General features: G+C 71.3%; 16 protein-coding genes and 1 pseudogene. 8 read left to right on the top strand and 9 right to left on the bottom strand.

Going from position 1 to position 17,577, the window contains the following annotated elements:
- Window positions 1–50 precede the first annotated feature (50 nt).
- Genes ruvX through AC0VY3_RS13190 form a run of 4 tightly spaced genes read right to left on the bottom strand, consistent with a single transcriptional unit; the run spans window position 51 to window position 4,003 of the window.
- Window positions 51–524 carry a Holliday junction resolvase RuvX gene (gene ruvX / locus AC0VY3_RS13205; RefSeq protein WP_181011087.1) on the bottom strand — a complete coding sequence of 158 codons (474 nt, stop codon included), beginning with the start codon at window positions 522–524 and terminating at the stop codon, window positions 51–53.
- An 8-nt stretch (window positions 525–532) separates the two neighbouring features.
- Window positions 533–3,202, bottom strand: coding sequence for an alanine--tRNA ligase (gene alaS, locus AC0VY3_RS13200; protein WP_475549652.1), 2,670 nt, complete (start codon window positions 3,200–3,202; stop codon window positions 533–535).
- Window positions 3,202–3,540: a DUF6167 family protein gene (locus tag AC0VY3_RS13195; RefSeq protein ID WP_137232302.1), complete on the bottom strand. Its 339-nt coding sequence runs from the start codon at window positions 3,538–3,540 to the stop codon at window positions 3,202–3,204. The genes alaS and AC0VY3_RS13195 overlap by 1 nt, the downstream gene beginning before the upstream one ends.
- Window positions 3,541–3,547: 7 nt before the next feature.
- Window positions 3,548–4,003, bottom strand: a complete 456-nt coding sequence (locus tag AC0VY3_RS13190; protein WP_103512203.1) for a DUF948 domain-containing protein — start codon at window positions 4,001–4,003, stop codon at window positions 3,548–3,550.
- A gap of 175 nt (window positions 4,004–4,178) precedes the next feature.
- Here AC0VY3_RS13190 and AC0VY3_RS13185 point away from each other — a divergent pair, with 175 nt between their 5' ends.
- Window positions 4,179–6,383 carry an ATP-binding protein gene (locus AC0VY3_RS13185; RefSeq protein ID WP_103512193.1) on the top strand — a complete coding sequence of 735 codons (2,205 nt, stop codon included), beginning with the start codon at window positions 4,179–4,181 and terminating at the stop codon, window positions 6,381–6,383.
- Between the two features lie 17 nt (window positions 6,384–6,400).
- On the opposite strand, the gene rpsD is transcribed toward AC0VY3_RS13185, so the two are convergent.
- Entirely contained in the window at window positions 6,401–7,015 is a 615-nt protein-coding gene (gene rpsD, locus AC0VY3_RS13180; RefSeq protein WP_018960518.1) for a 30S ribosomal protein S4, read from the bottom strand.
- A 191-nt stretch (window positions 7,016–7,206) separates the two neighbouring features.
- Here rpsD and AC0VY3_RS13175 point away from each other — a divergent pair, with 191 nt between their 5' ends.
- Complete coding sequence (locus AC0VY3_RS13175; protein WP_475549651.1) at window positions 7,207–7,908, top strand: DUF2470 domain-containing protein; 702 nt, start codon at window positions 7,207–7,209, stop codon at window positions 7,906–7,908.
- 19 nt (window positions 7,909–7,927) lie between these two features.
- Here the strand turns inward: AC0VY3_RS13175 and AC0VY3_RS13170 are convergent, their stop codons facing one another.
- Window positions 7,928–9,295 carry a replication-associated recombination protein A gene (locus tag AC0VY3_RS13170; protein ID WP_103512195.1) on the bottom strand — a complete coding sequence of 456 codons (1,368 nt, stop codon included), beginning with the start codon at window positions 9,293–9,295 and terminating at the stop codon, window positions 7,928–7,930.
- Window positions 9,296–9,367: 72 nt separating this feature from the next.
- Window positions 9,368–10,006, bottom strand: a complete 639-nt coding sequence (locus tag AC0VY3_RS13165) for a vitamin K epoxide reductase family protein (RefSeq protein WP_103512196.1) — start codon at window positions 10,004–10,006, stop codon at window positions 9,368–9,370.
- Window positions 10,007–10,142: 136 nt separating this feature from the next.
- On the opposite strand from AC0VY3_RS13165, the gene AC0VY3_RS13160 reads away from it, so the two are divergent.
- From AC0VY3_RS13160 to AC0VY3_RS13145, 4 genes and pseudogenes are all read left to right on the top strand, one after another.
- Window positions 10,143–11,000: an ABC transporter ATP-binding protein gene (locus tag AC0VY3_RS13160; protein ID WP_475549650.1), complete on the top strand. Its 858-nt coding sequence runs from the start codon at window positions 10,143–10,145 to the stop codon at window positions 10,998–11,000.
- A gap of 145 nt (window positions 11,001–11,145) precedes the next feature.
- Window positions 11,146–11,280 (top strand): annotated as a pseudogene (locus AC0VY3_RS13155) (ABC transporter permease); the annotation flags it as partial.
- Window positions 11,238–12,515: a sensor histidine kinase gene (locus AC0VY3_RS13150; RefSeq protein ID WP_475549649.1), complete on the top strand. Its 1,278-nt coding sequence runs from the start codon at window positions 11,238–11,240 to the stop codon at window positions 12,513–12,515. The pseudogene AC0VY3_RS13155 and the gene AC0VY3_RS13150, both read left to right, overlap by 43 nt.
- The gene (locus AC0VY3_RS13145; protein ID WP_103512199.1) at window positions 12,515–13,135 is read left to right on the top strand and encodes a response regulator; all 621 of its coding nucleotides are present in this window, start codon (window positions 12,515–12,517) and stop codon (window positions 13,133–13,135) included. Before AC0VY3_RS13150 ends, AC0VY3_RS13145 begins: the two co-directional genes overlap by 1 nt.
- A gap of 63 nt (window positions 13,136–13,198) precedes the next feature.
- Here the strand turns inward: AC0VY3_RS13145 and hisS are convergent, their stop codons facing one another.
- Together hisS and AC0VY3_RS13135 are read right to left on the bottom strand one after the other, a co-directional pair.
- Window positions 13,199–14,461, bottom strand: coding sequence for a histidine--tRNA ligase (hisS, locus tag AC0VY3_RS13140; RefSeq protein ID WP_103512200.1), 1,263 nt, complete (start codon window positions 14,459–14,461; stop codon window positions 13,199–13,201).
- A 17-nt stretch (window positions 14,462–14,478) separates the two neighbouring features.
- Entirely contained in the window at window positions 14,479–15,168 is a 690-nt protein-coding gene (locus AC0VY3_RS13135) for an MBL fold metallo-hydrolase (protein WP_030712572.1), read from the bottom strand.
- Between the two features lie 149 nt (window positions 15,169–15,317).
- Between AC0VY3_RS13135 and AC0VY3_RS13130 the strand changes: the two genes are divergently transcribed.
- Entirely contained in the window at window positions 15,318–16,109 is a 792-nt protein-coding gene (locus AC0VY3_RS13130; RefSeq protein ID WP_103512201.1) for a peptidylprolyl isomerase, read from the top strand.
- A 226-nt stretch (window positions 16,110–16,335) separates the two neighbouring features.
- Window positions 16,336–17,565 carry a DUF349 domain-containing protein gene (locus tag AC0VY3_RS13125; RefSeq protein WP_103512202.1) on the top strand — a complete coding sequence of 410 codons (1,230 nt, stop codon included), beginning with the start codon at window positions 16,336–16,338 and terminating at the stop codon, window positions 17,563–17,565.
- Window positions 17,566–17,577: the final 12 nt, after the last annotated feature.

Below are 17,577 nucleotides of genomic sequence, written 5' to 3'. Positions count from 1 at the left end.
GGTGTTTGTTCGAACACCGCCGCATCGCGCGGAACGTTACCGTATCGCGATCAGACAACCACTTCGACGCCCTCACCGGGGGGATTGCCAGACGCCCGTTCGGACTCCAGAGCGTTCTGAAGGATCACCACAGCGGCAGCCTGGTCGATGACAGACCGGCCCTTCTTGGACTTCACGCCCGAGGCGCGCATCCCCTGAGCGGCCGTCACTGTGGTCATCCTCTCGTCCACCAGTCGCACCGGAACGGGCGCGATCGAACGAGCGAACACCTGCGCGAACTCCCGGACCTTGGCGGCCGCGGGGCCCTCGCCGCCGCCGAGGGAGCGCGGCAGGCCGAGGATGACCTCGATCGGCTCGTACTCCTCGACGAGTCCGCGGAGCCGCCGGTGGGCGGCCGGGACATCACGTCCCGGCACGGTCTCCACAGGCGTGGCCAGGATCCCGTCGGGGTCGCACGAGGCGACCCCGATCCGGGCGTCCCCGACGTCGACGGCGAGCCGTCGGCCGCGGCGCATCGCCGTCATCCCGCTCGTCACGCCGTCTCGGTGACGAGGCGTTCGACCGCGGCGACGGCGTCGCCGATGGCGGCCGGGTCCGTGCCGCCGCCCTGGGCGACGTCCGGCTTGCCGCCGCCACCGCCGCCGAGGGTCTTCGCGGCCGTACGCACGAGGTCACCGGCCTTGAGACCGCGCTCGCGGGCGGCCTCGTTGGTGGCGATCACCGTGAGCGGGCGGCCGTTGGCCGTGGTGAACAGGGCCACGACGGCCGCGCGGCCGCCCTGGATGCGTCCGCGTACGTCCAGGACCAGCTTGCGCAGGTCGTCGGCGGAGGTGCCGTCGGGGACCTGGCCGGTGACCAGGGCGACGCCCCGGACGTCCTTGGCGGACTCGACGAGCCCGGCGGCGGCCGCGAGGACCTTCTCCGCGCGGAACTTCTCGATCTCCTTCTCGGCGTCCTTCAGCTTGCCGAGCATGCCCGCGATCTTCTCCGGAAGCTCCTCGGGACGGCCCTTGACCAGCTCCTGGAGCTGGGCGACGACCGTGTGCTCCTTGGCGAGGAAGTTGTACGCGTCGACGCCGACGAGGGCCTCGATGCGGCGCACGCCGGAGCCGATGGAGGACTCGCCGAGCAGCTTCACCAGACCCAGCTGGGCGGTGTTGTGGACGTGCGTGCCACCGCACAGCTCCTTGGAGAAGTCGCCGATGGTGACGACGCGGACCCGCTCGCCGTACTTCTCGCCGAACTCGGCGATGGCGCCCTGCTTCTTGGCCTCGTCGATGGACATGACCTCGGCCTGGACGTCGAGTTCCCGCGAGAGGACCTCGTTGATCCGCTGCTCGACGTCGGTGAGCACCGTGCCGGGTACGGCGGCGGGCGAACCGAAGTCGAAGCGGAAGCGGCCCGGCGAGTTCTCGGAGCCGGCCTGGGCGGCCGTCGGGCCGAGCGCGTCGCGCAGCGCCTGGTGCGTGAGGTGGGTGGCGCTGTGGGCGCGGGCGATGGCCCGGCGGCGGGTGTTGTCGATGGAGGCGAAGACGGAGGCTCCGACCGTCACCTCGCCGACCTGGACGACGCCCTTGTGGACGTGGACGCCGGGGACCGGCTTCTGCACGTCGCGGACCTCGATCACGGCGCCGGTGTCGAGCCGGATCCGGCCGGTGTCGGCGAGCTGGCCGCCGCCCTCGGCGTAGAAGGGGGTGCGGTCCAGGACGACCTCGACCTCGTCGCCCTCGGTGGCGGCGGGCGAGGGCACGCCGTCGACCAGCAGACCGACGATGGTGGACTCGCCGGCGGTGGAGGTGTAGCCGGTGAACTCGGTGGCGCCGGAGGTGTCGGCGACCTCGCGGTAGGCGGACAGGTCGGCGTGACCGGTCTTCTTGGCGCGGGCGTCGGCCTTGGCCTTGTCGCGCTGCTCCTGCATGAGGCGGCGGAAGCCGTCCTCGTCCACGGAGAGCCCCTGCTCGGCGGCCATCTCCAGGGTCAGGTCGATCGGGAAGCCCCAGGTGTCGTGGAGCAGGAACGCCTTGTCGCCGGCGAGGACCCGGCCGCCGGCGGCCTTGGTCTCGGTGACGGCGGTCTCCAGGATGTTGGTGCCGCCCTTGAGGGCCTTGAGGAAGGCGGCTTCCTCGGCGAGCGCGACCGTCTCGATGCGCTTGCGGTCGGTGATCAGCTCCGGGTACTGCAGACCCATCGTGTTGATCACGACGTCCACCAGCTCGTTGACGACGGAGCCGGTGGCGCCCATGAGGCGCATGTTGCGGATGGCGCGGCGCATGATGCGGCGCAGCACATAGCCGCGGCCCTCGTTGCCGGGGGTGACGCCGTCGCCGATGAGCATCACCGACGTACGGATGTGGTCGGCGACGACGCGGAGCGAGACGTCCGTGCTCTTGTCAGCGCCGTAACGGACGCCGGTCAGCTCGGTGGCCCTGTCCATGACGACGCGCAGGGTGTCGGTCTCGTACATGTTCTGTACGCCCTGCAGGATCATGGCGAGGCGTTCGAGGCCGAGACCGGTGTCGATGTTCTTCGACGGCAGGTCCCCGAGGATCGGGAAGTCCTCCTTGCCGTCGCCGGCGCCGCGCTCGTACTGCATGAAGACCAGGTTCCAGATCTCCACGTAGCGCTCGTCGTTGACGGCCGGGCCGCCCTCGACGCCGAACTCGGGGCCGCGGTCGTAGTTGATCTCGGAGCAGGGGCCGCAGGGTCCGGGGACGCCCATGGACCAGAAGTTGTCCTTCTTGCCCAGGCGCTGGATGCGCTCGGCCGGGACGCCGATCTTGTCGCGCCAGATCTGCTCGGCCTCGTCGTCGTCGAGGTAGACGGTGATCCAGAGCTTCTCGGGGTCGAGGCCGTAGCCGCCGTCCTCGACGGAGTTGGTCAGCGCCTCCCAGGCGAGCTGGATGGCGCCTTCCTTGAAGTAGTCCCCGAAGGAGAAGTTGCCGCACATCTGGAAGAAGGTGCCGTGACGGGTCGTCTTGCCGACCTCTTCGATGTCCGGCGTACGCACGCACTTCTGCACGCTGGTGACGCGCGGGGCGGGCGGCTTGACCTCGCCGAGGAAGTACGGCTTGAAGGGGACCATGCCCGCGGGGACCAGCAGCAGAGTCGGGTCGTCCGCGATGAGCGACGCCGAAGGCACGGCGGTGTGACCGCGCTCCTCGAAGAAGCTCAGCCAGCGGCGGCGGATTTCAGCCGACTCCATCAGTGGTCCTCATTCCGGTTGTTCGTTTTGTAAGGAAGTGTGCGGTACGTGTTCGCGGGCTCGGCCGCTTCGACGGCGAAGTGCCGCTGTACGGGAAGATCGGGGTCGACCGGTGCGTCCAGACCCAGGGCGCCGCCCAGTTCGGCTTCGCGGCGGACCATGCCCTCCCGTACGTCGAGGGCGAAGTCCTTGAGCCGGTGACCGGTCTCGATCGCCTTGTCCGCGGCCTGCGCCGCGAGGCTTTCGGGGGTCAGCTGCTTGAGCTTGCGGTTGACCTTGGTGGTGGCCCACACACCGGCGGCTGCGCCGGCGGTGAACCAGAACGTGCGGCGGAACATCGCTCGATCAGTCCTTCTGTCCGCGGGCGTTTCGGCGTTCGCGCCTGCGTTCGCGCGCCGAGGGTACGGTCCGGCCGACGATCACCGTGCGGCGGGCGGAGCCACGGCCCCGCGCCGGTTCCGGTTCGGGCGTGGTGCGGCGGCCGAGGGCCTGCCGCACGCCGTAGCCGAAGGCGGCGACCTTGACGAGGGGGCCGCCGAACGTGGAGGCGACGGTGGTGGAGAGCGCCGAGGCGTTGGAGGTGACTTCCTGGACGTCGCTCGCGATGGCGTCGACCTTGTCCAGCTGGGTCTGCGCGGAGCGCACCGTCGCCGAGGCGTCGGCCAGCAGCGGAACGGCCTGGTCGGTCACGTCCGCCACGAGTTTGGTGGTCGCCCTGAGCGTCTGGGCGAGCCTCACCAGCACCACGGCGAGAAACGAGACCAGGATCGCCCAGAAGACGGCCACGAGGATCCCGGCCACCTCTCCACCGGACACTGTGCACCGCTCCCTGCTCGTCGCTCGGGCCCTTCCGGGCCATGTCCCACGAGCCTATCGCGCCGCGCATCTGCTCCCCTACCGCATTCCCCGCGGGCGGGGCGGGAGTTGCATGACGAGATTGTACGGAGAGCTTTCAAGCCAGTACTCTGCGTGTTTCATGCGACGCCTGCAGGACCCCTCTCCTCATCCCGATGATCCGGACACCCGCCGCCCGGCCGCTCCCGGCAACCTCCCGGCCGAACTGAACCCGTTCGTGGGGCGTGAGGACGAACTGACCGAGCTGGGTGGACTGCTGGAGGAGTCCCGGCTCGTGACCGTCGCCGGGGTGGCGGGCGTGGGCAAGACCCGGTGCGTGACCCGCGTCGCCGCCCTGCGGGAGAAACGGTACTGCGACGGGGTCCTGCTGGCCGAGCTGTCCGCCGTACGCCACCCCGACCTGCTGGAACACGCCCTGGTCGACGCGTTGGGCCTGACCGACCACACCAGCAGGCCGCCCCGCGCCGTCCTCGTCGACCATCTCTCCGAGCGCCGGACGCTGCTGGTGATCGACGGCTTCGAGCACCTCGTCGACGCCTGTGCCGACCTCGTCACCGAACTGCTGCGCCGGGCACCACGCCTCCAGGTGCTCGCGGCCGGGCGCTGCCCCCTCCGGGTGGACGGGGAGCGGACGTACCCGCTCGCACCGATGTCCGACGAGGACGCGGTGGAGCTCTTCACCGAACGGGCGCGCGGGGTGCGGCCGGGCTGGCGGCCGACGGCGGGCGAGCGGACGACCGTGCTGGAACTCTGCCGCCGCCTCGACGGAATCCCGCTGGCCCTGGAGCTGGCGGCCGGGCGGCTGCGCGCCCTCTCGGTGGAGCAGGTGTTGCTGCGGCTGGACGACCGCTTCCGGCTGCTGACCGGCGGCCGTCGCGGTGCTCCCCCACGCCACCAGACGCTGCGTACGGCGATCGGCTGGAGCCATGAGCTGTGCACGCCGGAGCAGCGGCTGCTGTGGGCGCGGCTGTCGGTGTTCGCCGGGCAGTTCGACCTGGAGGCCGCCGAGTACATCTGCGGCGGGGCGGATCTGCCGGCCGACGCGGTGCTCGATGTGCTGGACGAGCTGATCGCCCAGTCGGTGGTGGAGCGCGAGGACGGGCCGGCCGGCGCCCGCTACCGGCTGCTGGACACGGTCAGCGAGTACGGGGCGCAGTGGCTGGCTGCCACCGGGGACGCCCAGCGGCTGCGGCGGCGGCACCGGGACTGGTTCCTGGGGCTCGCGACCTGGTGCGAGCTGGACTGGTTCAGTCCGCGCCAGGCGGAGGTGGCGGCGCGGATCGACAGCGAGCTGCCCAATCTCCGCCGGGCGATGGAATGTTCGATGGAGAGCCCCGACGAGGTGCATCTCGCGCAGCATCTGGCGGGCACCCTGTGGTTCTACTGGACCGGCTGCGGCCGGCTGTCCGAGGGGCGGCACTGGCTGGACCACGTCCTGGAGGAGCCGACCCCGCACGATGCCGCCCGGCTGAAGGTGCTGTGGGTGCTGGGTTATGTGGCGGTGCTGCAGGGCGACGCGGTCGGCGCGATCTCGGCGCTCCAGGAGTGCCGGGAGGAGGCCGAGCGGGCCGGGGACGCGACGGCGCTGGCGTACGCGGTGCACCGCACGGGGTGTCTGGCGATCGTGACGGACGACATGGAGCGGGCCGAGGAGTTGCTGCGCGACGCGCTCGGCCGGTACCGCGCGGTCGGCGAGCTGAACAGCAATGTGCTGATGGCGCAGGTCGAGCTGGCCATGGCGGTGGCGTTCCTCGGCGATCTGGAAGCGGCGGCGGTGATCTGCGACGAGGTCCGGGAGATCTGCGAGGACCACGGGGAGCGGTGGGCGCTGGCGTACGCGCTGTACGTCCTGGCGTACGCGGCGCTGCGGCGGGGGCGGCCGGCCCGGGCGCGGCAGATGCTCGGCGAGTGCCTGACGATCGGCCGGACCTTCAACGATCTGCTGGGCACGGTGCTGTCGCTGGAGCTGCTGGCCCTGGTGACGGCGGTGGAGGGGGACGCCGGGGAGGCCGCCGTGCTCCAGGGCGCGGCGGAGGGCATCTGGCCGTCGGTGGGTCTGCAGCTTTTCGGCTCGGCGTTCTACGGGCGGCCGCGGGCGGAGTGCGAGGAGCAGGTGCGCCGGGAGCTGGGGAACGCGGCGTACGAGGAGGGGTTGCGGGCGGGCCGGCGGCTGGATCCGGACACCGCGGTGGCCCGGGCGCTGGCGGGCGGGCCGGGCCCGTCGATGGACGCGCCGGGCGTGGGCGGGACGGCCGGCGGGCCCGGGGGAACGCGAAGGCCCGCCGCCTCCCGGATGACAGGGAGGGGCGGGCCGGAGCGCTGGTAAGAGCGGCTACGCCTGGATCAGCGGGCGTAGTACTCGACGACGAGCTGCTCGTCGCAGATCACCGGGATCTCCTTGCGGTTCGGGTCCCGGTCCAGGCGGAAGGCCAGGGCCTTCAGGTTCACCTGGAGGTAGCGCGGGGTCTCACCGTCGGTGTCGTAGCCACCCTCGCGGGCCACCTGGAAGGGGACCTTGGAGCGGCTGCGCTCGCGGACCATCACGACGTCGTCGGGACGGACGCGGAAGGACGGCTTGTCGACCTTGCCACCGTTGACCTCGATGTGGCCGTGGACGACCATCTGGCGGGCCTGGTAGATGGTGCGGGCGATGCCCGAACGCAGCACCAGGGCGTCGAGGCGACGCTCGAGCTCGACGACCAGCGCCTCGCCCGTCTTGCCTTCGGCCTTCTTGGCGCGGTCGTAGGCGCGCGCCATCTGGCGCTCGCTGATGTCGTACTGCGCACGCAGGCGCTGCTTCTCCAGCAGACGGACCTTGTAGTCCGAGTTCTGCTTGCGGCCACGGCCGTGCTCGCCCGGCGGGTACGGACGAGCTTCGAAGTACTTGACAGCCTTCGGCGTCAGGGCGATGCCGAGGGCACGCGACTTCTTGACCTTGGGACGCGACTGGTTAGGCACGTTCTCCAGACCTCCGTTGTAGGTTAGGTTAGGCTTACCTTACTCAAGGAGATCGCATGTCTCGCCCTGGGAACACCACTCACGTCACGGACAGCACAGACAGCGGCAGCACCTCAGAGAAGGATGCTGCTACGACGGAAGGCCGATCTGATCGTGGTCAGCCGCGTCCCAGCGGGCTTGAAAACACTCGGATGCCGTCAGCAGCCGAGCGCACACGAACTCTCGTACAGAGTACCTGCTCCGCGCTGCTCGTCGTACCGGGGCTCGATCCGGCCCGTGCGGAGCCGCTGGTCCCGGACAGCAGGAGCGTGGGACCCGAGGGCGACCTGTTCCTCGAATTCCCCGCGGATTCCCCGGCGGTACGGGCCGCGACGCACGCGCAGGGCGACGAGCTGACCGCCGTGCTGGAGATCACGGACGTCGCTCCGGTCTCCGTGCCGCACCGGATCCGTGGCCGCGCGTGGGTCTCCGGCTGGCTCACCTCCGTGCCCGGCATCGCCGAGCCCGGCCGGATGATGCTGCGCCTGGAATTCGGCGAGGCGTACGTGGACGACCTCTGGGGCGCGGAGGACATCGAGGCGGAGGACTTCCGGGACGCGGCCCCCGACCCGCTGGCCTTCCACGAGGCGGAGCTGCTGCAGCATCTGCACTCCGCCCACGACGAGCAGATGCGCACCCTGTGCGGGCTGCTGGGCGCGCGCACCGCCCGCGCCTGCTCCGCGCACCAGCCCAGGGCCGTACCGGTGGCGCTGGACCGCTTCGGGCTGCGGGTCCGCTTCGTGGAGGGCCAGGGGTCCTGCTTCGACGCACGCTTCGAGTTCCCGGAGGCGGTGCGCGATGTCACCGAGCTGCGCCACGCCATGCACACCCTCTTCGAGGCGGCCGCCTCCTGACCGGGCGGCGCGAGGACCTCTACGTCTGCTCGCCGCTCTCGCCGGAACGGCCCAGGCGTTCGCGGACCCGCTCGACGACGTCCGCGTACCGCGCCTCGGCGCCGTAGCGGGTGGGGGTGTAGTACTGCCGGTCGCGGACCGCGTCCGGGGCGTACTGCTGGGCGGCGATGCCGCCCTGCACGTCGTGCGGATAGACATAGCCCTGGGCATGGCCGAGCTTGGCCGCGCCCTTGTAGTGACCGTCGCGCAGATGGGCCGGGACGGGGCCGGCGAGCCCCTTGCGGACATCCTCCTGCGCCGCGGAGATCGCCAGCGTCGCCGCGTTGGACTTGGGCGCGAGCGCCAGCGCGATGGTGGCGTGGCTGAGGGTGAGCGCCGCCTCCGGGAAACCGATCATGGCCACCGCCTGGGCGGCGGCCACGGCGGTCGGCAGCGCGGTGGGATCGGCCAGGCCGATGTCCTCGCTGGCCGAGATCATCAGCCGCCGGGCGATGAACCGCGGGTCCTCCCCCGCCTCGATCATCCGGGCCAGGTAGTGCAGAGCGGCGTCCACGTCGGAGCCGCGGATCGACTTGATGAGCGCGCTGGCCACGTCGTAGTGCTGGTCGCCGTCACGGTCGTACTTCACGGCGGCCCGGTCGACGGTCGCCTCGACCGTCTCCAGAGTGATCTCCGCCTCCCCCGTGGCGATGGCCGCGCCCGCCGCGGCCTCCAGCGCCGTCAGGGCCCGGCGCGCGTCGCCGCCCGCGATCCGCAGCAGATGCGCCTCGGCGTCCTCGGGCAGGGTGACCGCCCCGCCGAGACCCCGCTCACCGGTCAGCGCCCGGCGCAGCAGAGAGCGCAGATCGTCGTCGGTCAGCGGTTCCAGGGTGAGCAGCAGGGAGCGCGAGAGCAGCGGGGAGATGATGGAGAAGTACGGATTCTCCGTGGTGGCGGCGATGAGCGTCACCCAGCGGTTCTCCACGGCGGGGAGCAGGGAGTCCTGCTGGGCCTTGGAGAAGCGGTGGATCTCGTCCAGGAAGAGGACGGTCTCCTTGCCGAAGCCACCGGTTGCGCGGCGCGCGCTCTCGATGACGGCCCGGACCTCCTTGACGCCCGCGGTGATCGCGGAGAGCTCCACGAAGCGCTTGTTGGTGGCCTTGCTGACCACGTACGCCAGGGTCGTCTTGCCGGTGCCGGGCGGGCCCCAGAGGATCACCGACGACGCACCGGCCGGACCGCCGCTCCCCTCGACGAGCCGGCGCAGCGGCGAGCCCGGCTTCAGCAGATGCTGCTGGCCGACGACCTCGTCGAGGGTGCGCGGACGCATCCGGACAGCGAGGGGGCTGCTGGACGGGTCCTTCTCCTGGCGGTCTTCGGCGGCTGCGGTAAAGAGGTCGGGCTCCACGTCCTGAAGCCTAAGCGACCCCACTGACAGCGCCGCCGGGGCCAAGGCGCCCACCGGCGCGGTAGGTGCTGTTCAGCTGGTCCAGAAGTCCCACCAGCGGGTCAGGATCAGCATGCCGATGATCCCGATCCACATCACCGGAAGCACCCAGGGGAACTCGGTGAGCCCGCTGCGCAGCCAGGCCGGGGCCGGGAGGATGCGGTGCTTGACGTTGTGCGTGGTCACGTAGCAGAACATGACGATGGTGGCGACCCAGGCCAGGCAGCACCAGAGGCAGAGCGAGTTGATGTTGTAGAGCGACTGGTACTGGAGCCAGGTGCAGAAGCCGACGCCGAACAGCGTCCCGGCGTTCAGCCCGAGCCAGAACCAGCTGCGGTAGCGGGCGCCGGCGAGCAGGCCCATGCCGATCGCGATGACCATGCCGTACGTGACCAGGCCCAGCATCGGGTTGGGGAACCCGAAGGCCGAGGCCTGCTCGCTCTTCATGATGTTGCCGCAGGCGACGACGGGGTTGAGGCTGCAGCCGGGGGTGAAGGAGGGGTCCTCCAGCAGCTTGAACTTGTCGATCGTGATGACCCAGGAGGCCAGCAGTCCGGCCGCGCCGGTGATCACCAGGAGCAGGGCGAGACCGCGTCCGGCCCCGAAGGTGCGCTTGCCGCCGCCCTCGTCCTGGTCGGAGGAGAGGTCGTGGTCTACCGCAGCAGTCGTCATATCGCCGTTCCATCACCGAGTGGTCAGCCGGGCAAGGTCATTGTGCCGCACCCCTGTACGGGTCAACCGTTCGATGGACATAAAGGTGTACGTCCGGTGGGCAGCGGAACGCCGGTCCCACGGAATGCTCGGACCCATGACGGAACTCGTGGTGGACGTGCGCGGACTGCGCAAGCGATACGGCGGTGTGACCGCGCTGGACGGCCTGGACCTGGGCATCCGGCGCGGCGAGGTGTGCGGACTGCTCGGCCCGAACGGTGCCGGGAAGAGCACCTGCGTGGGCGTGCTCCAGGGGCAGCGGGGCCGGGACGGCGGCCGTGTGGAGGTCCTCGGCGTCGACCCCGCGACGGCCGACCGCCGTCAACGGTCCCGGGTCGGGATCGTCTGGCAGGATGAATCCGCACCCGCCGAGTTGACGGTACGGGAGACGGTCCGGCACTTCGCCCGCTACTACCCGCACCCGCGCGACCCCGACGAGACCATCGCCCTGGTCGGTCTGGGGGCGAAGGCGGGATCCCGGACCAAGGCCCTCTCGGGTGGTCAGCGCCGCCGCCTCGATGTGGCGCTCGGGGTGATCGGCTCCCCCGAACTCCTCCTGCTCGACGAGCCGACCACCGGTTTCGATCCGGCGGCCCGGCGGCAGTTCTGGGAGCTGATCCGGCTGCTCGCGGACGGCGGCACCACCATCCTCCTGACCACGCACTATCTGGAGGAGGCCGAAGCGCTCGCCGACCGGCTCGTGGTCGTCGCCTCGGGCACCGCGGTCGCCGAGGGAACTCCTGAGGAACTGCGGGCCCGGTACGGCACCCGCGCCACGGTCCGGTGGACGGAGCCCGACGGATCGCCGCGCTCCGAGGAGACCGGGACGCCGACGCGCACGGTCACCGCGCTCGCCGGCCGTTTCGGCGGCGAGGTCCCGGGGCTGCTGGTCACCCGGCTCACGCTCGAAGACGTCTATCTGCGGCTCACCGGACAGTCGGAGGCCGTCCGATGACCGCCCCGGACACCACCGGACTGCCCGGTGCGTGGCGCCTGGGTCTGCTGCGCGGCGGTCTGGAACTGAAGCAGTTCTTCCGCCTGCGCGACCAGGTCGTCTTCTCGCTCGCCTTCCCCGTCGTCCTCCTGGTGCTGCTCGCCTCGAATCGGCCGCCGTGCTGGAGCAGGCGGGCGGCTGGGAGTTCGGACGGATCGCCCTGGTGCTGGGCGCGTGGTGCATCGGAGGATTGCTGCTGTGTCTGCCGACGTTCCGCTGGAAGAGCAGGCGCGACGGCTGACCGGAGCGGGCGGGGCTCGTGACTCCGACGTCTGGGTCCGGTCGCTGCCTCCCTGGGACGGGTATTTCGCCGTCGTCTGGGCGGTCACCCTCGCCGTGGTGCTGGGGGCCGCCGAGCCGTCGTGGCCGGTCCGCGCGACGGCGGGCGCGATCGTGGCGCTGAATCTGCCGTGGTACGTCCTGGTCGGCCGGCCCGCCATGCTGGACGACAGCGGGTCCGAGGGGCCGGCCCGCCGCTATGTGGTGGGAGCGCTGCTGCTCTTCCTGCCCACCGCGATGCTGGTCGGCGAGACGCAGCTGGTCACGTTCGCGCTGGCCCCGCAGTGCTTCATGCTGCTGCGGCTGCGGGACGCGCTGTGGGTGCTGGGCGGTATGGGCGCGGTGCCGTTCGTCGGCTGGACGCTGCTGTGGCATCCGACGGCGGGCGAGAGTGCGTTCCGGCTGCTGCTGGCGGTGGCGACCTTCGCGTTCAGCGCGTTCCTGGGCCGGTGGACGGCGCGGATCATCGCCCAGAGCCGCGGCCGGGCCGCGCTGATCGCCGAGCTGGAGGCGGGCCGTGAGGAGATCGCCCGGCTGTCCACGGCGCACGGGGCGCTGGCGGAGCGGGAGCGGATGTCGCGGGAGATCCACGACACGCTGGCCCAGGGCTTCACCAGCCTGCTGATGCTCTCCCAGGCCGTCGAATCCGAGCTGGAGCACGATCTGCCGCAGGCCCGGCGGCATGTGGAGCTGATGACCCGGACCGCGCGGGAGAACCTCACCGAGGCCCGGGCGCTGGTGGCCGGTGGCTCTCCGGCCGATCTGGCCGGCAACTCGCCGGCGGACGCCCTGAGCCGACTGGCCGACCGGCACACCGCGCAGACCGGCGCCCCGGCCGCGCTGACGGTGACCGGCGGTGTCCGCCCGCTGCCGACCGCGTACGAGGTCGTCGTCCTGCGCGCCTGTCAGGAGGCCCTCGCCAACACCCGTAAACACGCGGGCCCGTCCGTACCGGTGGCCGTCGTGCTGACGTACGCCTCCGACGCCCTGACCCTGTCCGTACGGGACGAGGGGTGCGGCTTCGATCCCCGGGCGCCGCGCGAGGGCTACGGCCTCGACGGTGTACGGGCCAGGGCCGAGGAGGCGGGCGGCGGCGCGGCGGTCCGCAGTGCGCCGGGCGCCGGGACCTCGGTGACCGTGACCCTGCCGCTGCCCCCGTCCGCGGGCGCCACCCGCGCCCATAGAAGGAGTTTGTGATGATCCGAGTCCTGCTGGCCGACGACCATCCCGTCTTACGGGAGGGGCTGCGCGGGATGCTGGATGCCGAGCCGGACCTGGAGGTCGTGGGTGAGGCGTCCAGCGGTCCGCGCGCCGAGGCGCTCTGCGCCGAACTGCTGCCGGACATCGTGCTGATGGACCTGCGGATGCCGGGCGGCGGAGGCGTCGAGTCGATCCGCCGGATCCGTGCGGCCGGGCTGCCGTGCCGGGTCGTCGTGCTCACCACGTACGAGAGCGACAGCGACATCCTGCGCGCGGTGGAGGCCGGCGCGTCCGGTTATCTGCTCAAGGACCTGGGCCGGGCGGAGCTGGCGGACGCGATCCGGGCCGCGGCCCAGGGCGAGACCGTGCTCGCGCCGACGGTGGCGACCCGGCTGGTGGACCAGTTGCGCGAAGCGCCGGAGGTTCCCCGGCTCTCGGAGCGCGAGACGCAGGTGCTGCGGCTGGTGGCGGAGGGGTGCACCAACGCGGAGATCGGGCGGCGGCTGTTCATCGGCGAGTCGACGGTGAAGACCCATCTGCTGCGGGTCTTCGGCAAGCTGGGCGTCGGCGACCGGACCGCCGCGGTGACGGGGGCGATGCGCCACGGGCTGCTGTGAACGCGAGGAGGCGCGGGCGGCGGGACCTGAGGTCCCGCCGCCCGCGCCCCGTTCACGGCGCTGTCAGCCGAGGCGCTTCGCCAGTTCGGCCGCGACCTCGGTCACCGGCACCGCGCTCTGCTCGCCGGACTCCATGTCCTTGAGCTGGACGACGCCCTCGGCGAGATCGCGCTCGCCCGCCACCAGGGCGTAGCGCGCGCCCGAGCGGTTGGCGCTCTTCATCGCGCCCTTCAGCCCGCGGCCGCCGAACGCGAAGTCCGCGGCGATGCCCGCACGGCGCAGCCCGGTGACCACGCCGAACAGCACCCGGCGGGCCTCCTCGCCGAGCGGGACCGCGTACACGCTGGTGGTGTAGGGCAGGTCGAGCTCGATGCCCTCGGCCTCCAGCGCGAGGACCGTGCGGTCCACGCCGAGCGCCCAGCCGACGGACGGCAGCTCGGGGCCGCCGATCATCTCGGACAGTCCGTCGTAGCGTCCGCCGCCGCCCACCGCGGACTGCGAGCCGAGACCGTCGTGGACGAACTCGAAGGTGGTGCGGGTGTAGTAGTCGAGGCCGCGCACCAGCTTCTCGTCGTCCTCGAAGACGACGTCGGCGGCCGTGAGGAGCGCCCGTACCTCCTCGTGGTACGCCTTGCACGCGTCGCAGAGGTAGTCGCGGAGCTTCGGGGCGTCGGTGAGCTGCTTCTGTACGTCGGCCCGCTTGTCGTCCAGGACGCGCAGCGGGTTGATCTCGATGCGGCGGCGGGTCTCCTCGTCGAGGTCGAGGTCGCGCAGGAAGGTCTGCAGCGCCTCGCGGTAGACCGGGCGGCACTCCTTGTCGCCCAGCGAGTTCAGCAGGATGCGGAACTGCCGCAGGCCCAGCGAGCGGTACGCCTGGTCGGCGAGGATGATCAGCTCGGCGTCCAGGACCGGGTCCTCGGTGCCGATGGCCTCGGCGCCGACCTGCGAGAAGTGGCGGTAGCGGCCCGCCTGCGGGCGCTCGTAGCGGTAGTACGAGCCGGAGTACCAGAGCTTGACGGGGAGGTTGCCCGCCTTGTGGAGGTTGGCCTCCAGGGCCGCGCGCAGCACGGAGGCGGTGCCCTCGGGGCGCAGCGCCAGCTGGTCGCCGCCCTTGGTGGTGAGGGTGTACATCTCCTTGGTGACGATGTCGGTGGACTCGCCGACACCGCGGGCGAAGAGCTCGACGTTCTCGAAGCCGGGCGTCTCGATGTAGCCGTAGCCCGAGTCGCGCAGCGGGGCCGCGATGGCCTCGCGCACCGCCAGGAACGTCGCGGAACGGGGCGGGGTCAGGTCGTACGTGCCCTTGGGGGCCTGAAAGGTGCTCACGTGAATACGTCTCTCGTCTACAGTCCTCGGCGCGGCGCCGCGTCCAGACCGTTCAGGAACGGGTTGGAGGCGCGCTCGCGGCCGATGGTCGTCTGGGGGCCGTGGCCGGACAGCACCACGGTCGAGTCGTCGAGCGGCAGGCACACACGGGCCAGCGACTCGAGCAGCTCGGCGTGGTCGCCGCCGGGCAGGTCGGTGCGTCCGACGGAGCCGGCGAAAAGCAGGTCGCCCGAGAAGAGGACCGGCGGAATGTCCGCGGCCTCGGGCATCCCGAACGTCACCGACCCCTTGGTATGGCCGGGCGCGTGCGAGACGCCGAACTCCAGACCGGCCAGGGTCAGCTTCGAGCCGTCGGTCAGCTCCTTGACGTCGTCCGGCTCCCCCACGGTCAGCTCGCCCATGAGCGGCATCCCGATCGAGCGGCCGAGCGCCTTCTCCGGGTCGCTCATCATGTAGCGGTCCTCGGGGTGGATCCAGGCGGGGACGTCGTGGGCGCCGCAGACGGGGACGACCGAGGCGACATGGTCGATATGGCCGTGGGTGAGCACGACGGCGACGGGCTTGAGCCGATGCTTCTTCAGCGCTTCCTCGACGCCCTGGGCGGCCTGGTGGCCCGGGTCGATGATCACGCACTCCTCACCGGCGGCGGGGGCGACCAGGTAGCAATTGGTCCCCCAGGCCCCGGCGGGGAACCCGGCAATGAGCACGATCGTCCTTAATGTTCGTCCGGAGGATGCGGCCGCAGCGGCGGATGCGGCAGATCAGAGCCTACCGGCGCTCCTCATGACACAGGTAACCCATATACGGTACGGGCAACTCAGGCCCTCATTTCACGACGTAACAAGGAGCCCAACCGGTGTCCAGCAGCGAACAGCGGCGGCGGCAGCTCGCCCGGGAGAAGTTCGAGCGCCAGCAGAAGCGCCGGGAGGAGGCCCGCCGCAGGACCAGGCGCATCACCACGATCGTCGCGGCCTCGGTGGCCGTGGTCGCCGTCGTGGGCGTGAGCGCGTTCGTCGTATCGGGCAAGGACGACGACAAGGACAAGAAGACCGAGGCCGCCTCCAGCCAGAGCCCCGCTCCGGAGCCTTCGGAGAGCGAGAGCAAGGCTCCCACGCCTCCGATGAAGATCGACAAGAAGGCGACGTACACGATGTCGCTCAAGACGAGCCAGGGCGACATCGCGTTCTCGATGGACGCGGCGAAGACCCCGGAGACGACGAACTCCTTCAAGGCGCTCGCCGACAAGGGCTACTTCGACGCCACCAAGTGCCACCGGCTGACCACCCAGGGCATCTTCGTGCTCCAGTGCGGCGACCCGAAGGGCGACGGCACCGGCGGCCCGGGCTACAACATCCCGGACGAGAACCTGGACGCGCTCGGCAAGGCCGGCGCCGACGGCACGGTGTCCTTCCCTCCGGGCACGGTGGCGATGGCCAATACCGGCCAGCCCGGCACCGGCGGCAGCCAGTTCTTCCTGGTCTACAAGGAGACGAAGCTCCCGCCCACCTACACCCCGTTCGGCACGATGGACGACGCCTCGCTGAAGGCCGTCCAGAAGGTCGGCGAGGCCGGTGTCGAGGGCGGTGCGGGCGACGGCGCCCCGAAGAAGGCCGTGACGATCGAGAAGGCTTCGGTCGAGAAGGACTGAACCGGCGGGACGGAAGCGGGAGGACGGCGACCGGCCGGGCGGCCACCGGCGGGGCAGCGGGCTGCCCCGGGGCGGAGCGGAGAATTTCAGCCGCGCTGAGTGCGGACAGCCGGGTGGCCGGTCGCCTAGATTGGCGTTGTGCAGGGCGGGCGAGGCCCGCCCCAGGAAACTGTGGACGATGCCCGGGGGGCGAACCCCCTCGCAGGCATCAGGTGGAGGAGGCGCTGTGAGCAGCGACCCGTGGGGCCGCGTCGATGAGACCGGCACCGTGTACGTGCGTACAGCCGACGGCGAGCAGGTCGTCGGATCGTGGCAGGCCGGTTCCCCCGAGGAGGCTCTGGCCTATTTCGAGCGCAAGTACGACGGCATTGTGGTCGAGATCGGCCTCCTCGAACGGCGGGTGAAGACCACCGACCTGTCGGCCAAGGACGCGACGACGGCGATCGACCATCTGCGGCAGCAGGTCGACGAGCACCACGCGGTGGGCGACCTCGACGCGCTGCGCAAGCGGCTGGACGCGCTCGTGACGACGGTCGAGGCGCGTCGCGAGGAGCGCAAGGTCCTCAAGGCCAAGCAGACCGACGAGGCCAAGCAGGCCAAGGAGGCGCTGGTCGCCGAGGCCGAGGAACTGGCGCGGAGCGAGCAGTGGCGGTCGGCAGGTGAGCGGCTGCGGGCGCTGGTGGACACCTGGAAGGGTCTCCCCCGCCTCGACCGCAAGTCGGACGACGAGCTGTGGCACCGCTTCTCGCACGCCCGCTCGGCGTTCTCCAAGCGGCGCAAGGCGCACTTCGCCGCGCTGGACGCCCAGCGCGAGGACGCCCGCAAGGCCAAGGAGAAGCTGGTCACCGAGGCCGAGGCGCTGTCCGGCTCCACGGACTGGGTGGGCACGGCGGCGCGCTACCGGGACCTGATGACCGAGTGGAAGGCGGCGGGCCGCGCCCAGCGCGAGGCCGAGGACGACCTGTGGAACCGCTTCCGCGGCGCCCAGGACGTCTTCTTCGCCGCCCGCGGCGAGGTCTTCGCGGAGCGGGACGCCGAGCAGGGCGAGAACCTCAAGCTCAAGGAGGAGCTCGCCGCCGAGGCCGAGAAGCTGGTGCCGGTGAAGGACCTCAAGGCGGCCCGGGCCGCGTTCCGGTCCATCAACGAGCGCTGGGAGGCCATCGGGCACGTACCGCGTGACGCCCGCCCGAAGGTCGAGGGCCGGATGCAGGCGGTGGAGCGGGCGCTCCAGGAGTCCGAGGAGTCCGAGTGGCGCCGGACGAACCCGGAGGCGCGGGCCCGCGCCGCGGGTCTGACCGGTCAGCTCCAGGCCGCCGTGGACAAGCTGCGCGGCCAGATCGACACGGCCCGTGCCCAGGGCAACAACGCCCGGGCGGACAAGCTGGCCAAGGAGCTGGAGGGTCGGCAGGCGCTGCTGGACCAGGCGCTCAAGGGCCTGGAGGAGTTCGGCGGCTGAGACGACCCGCTG

The organism is Streptomyces sp. iso_384, from assembly GCF_056172905.1.
Note: the sequence above shows the minus strand (reverse complement) of the source record. Positions and strands in the feature narration are given on the sequence as shown.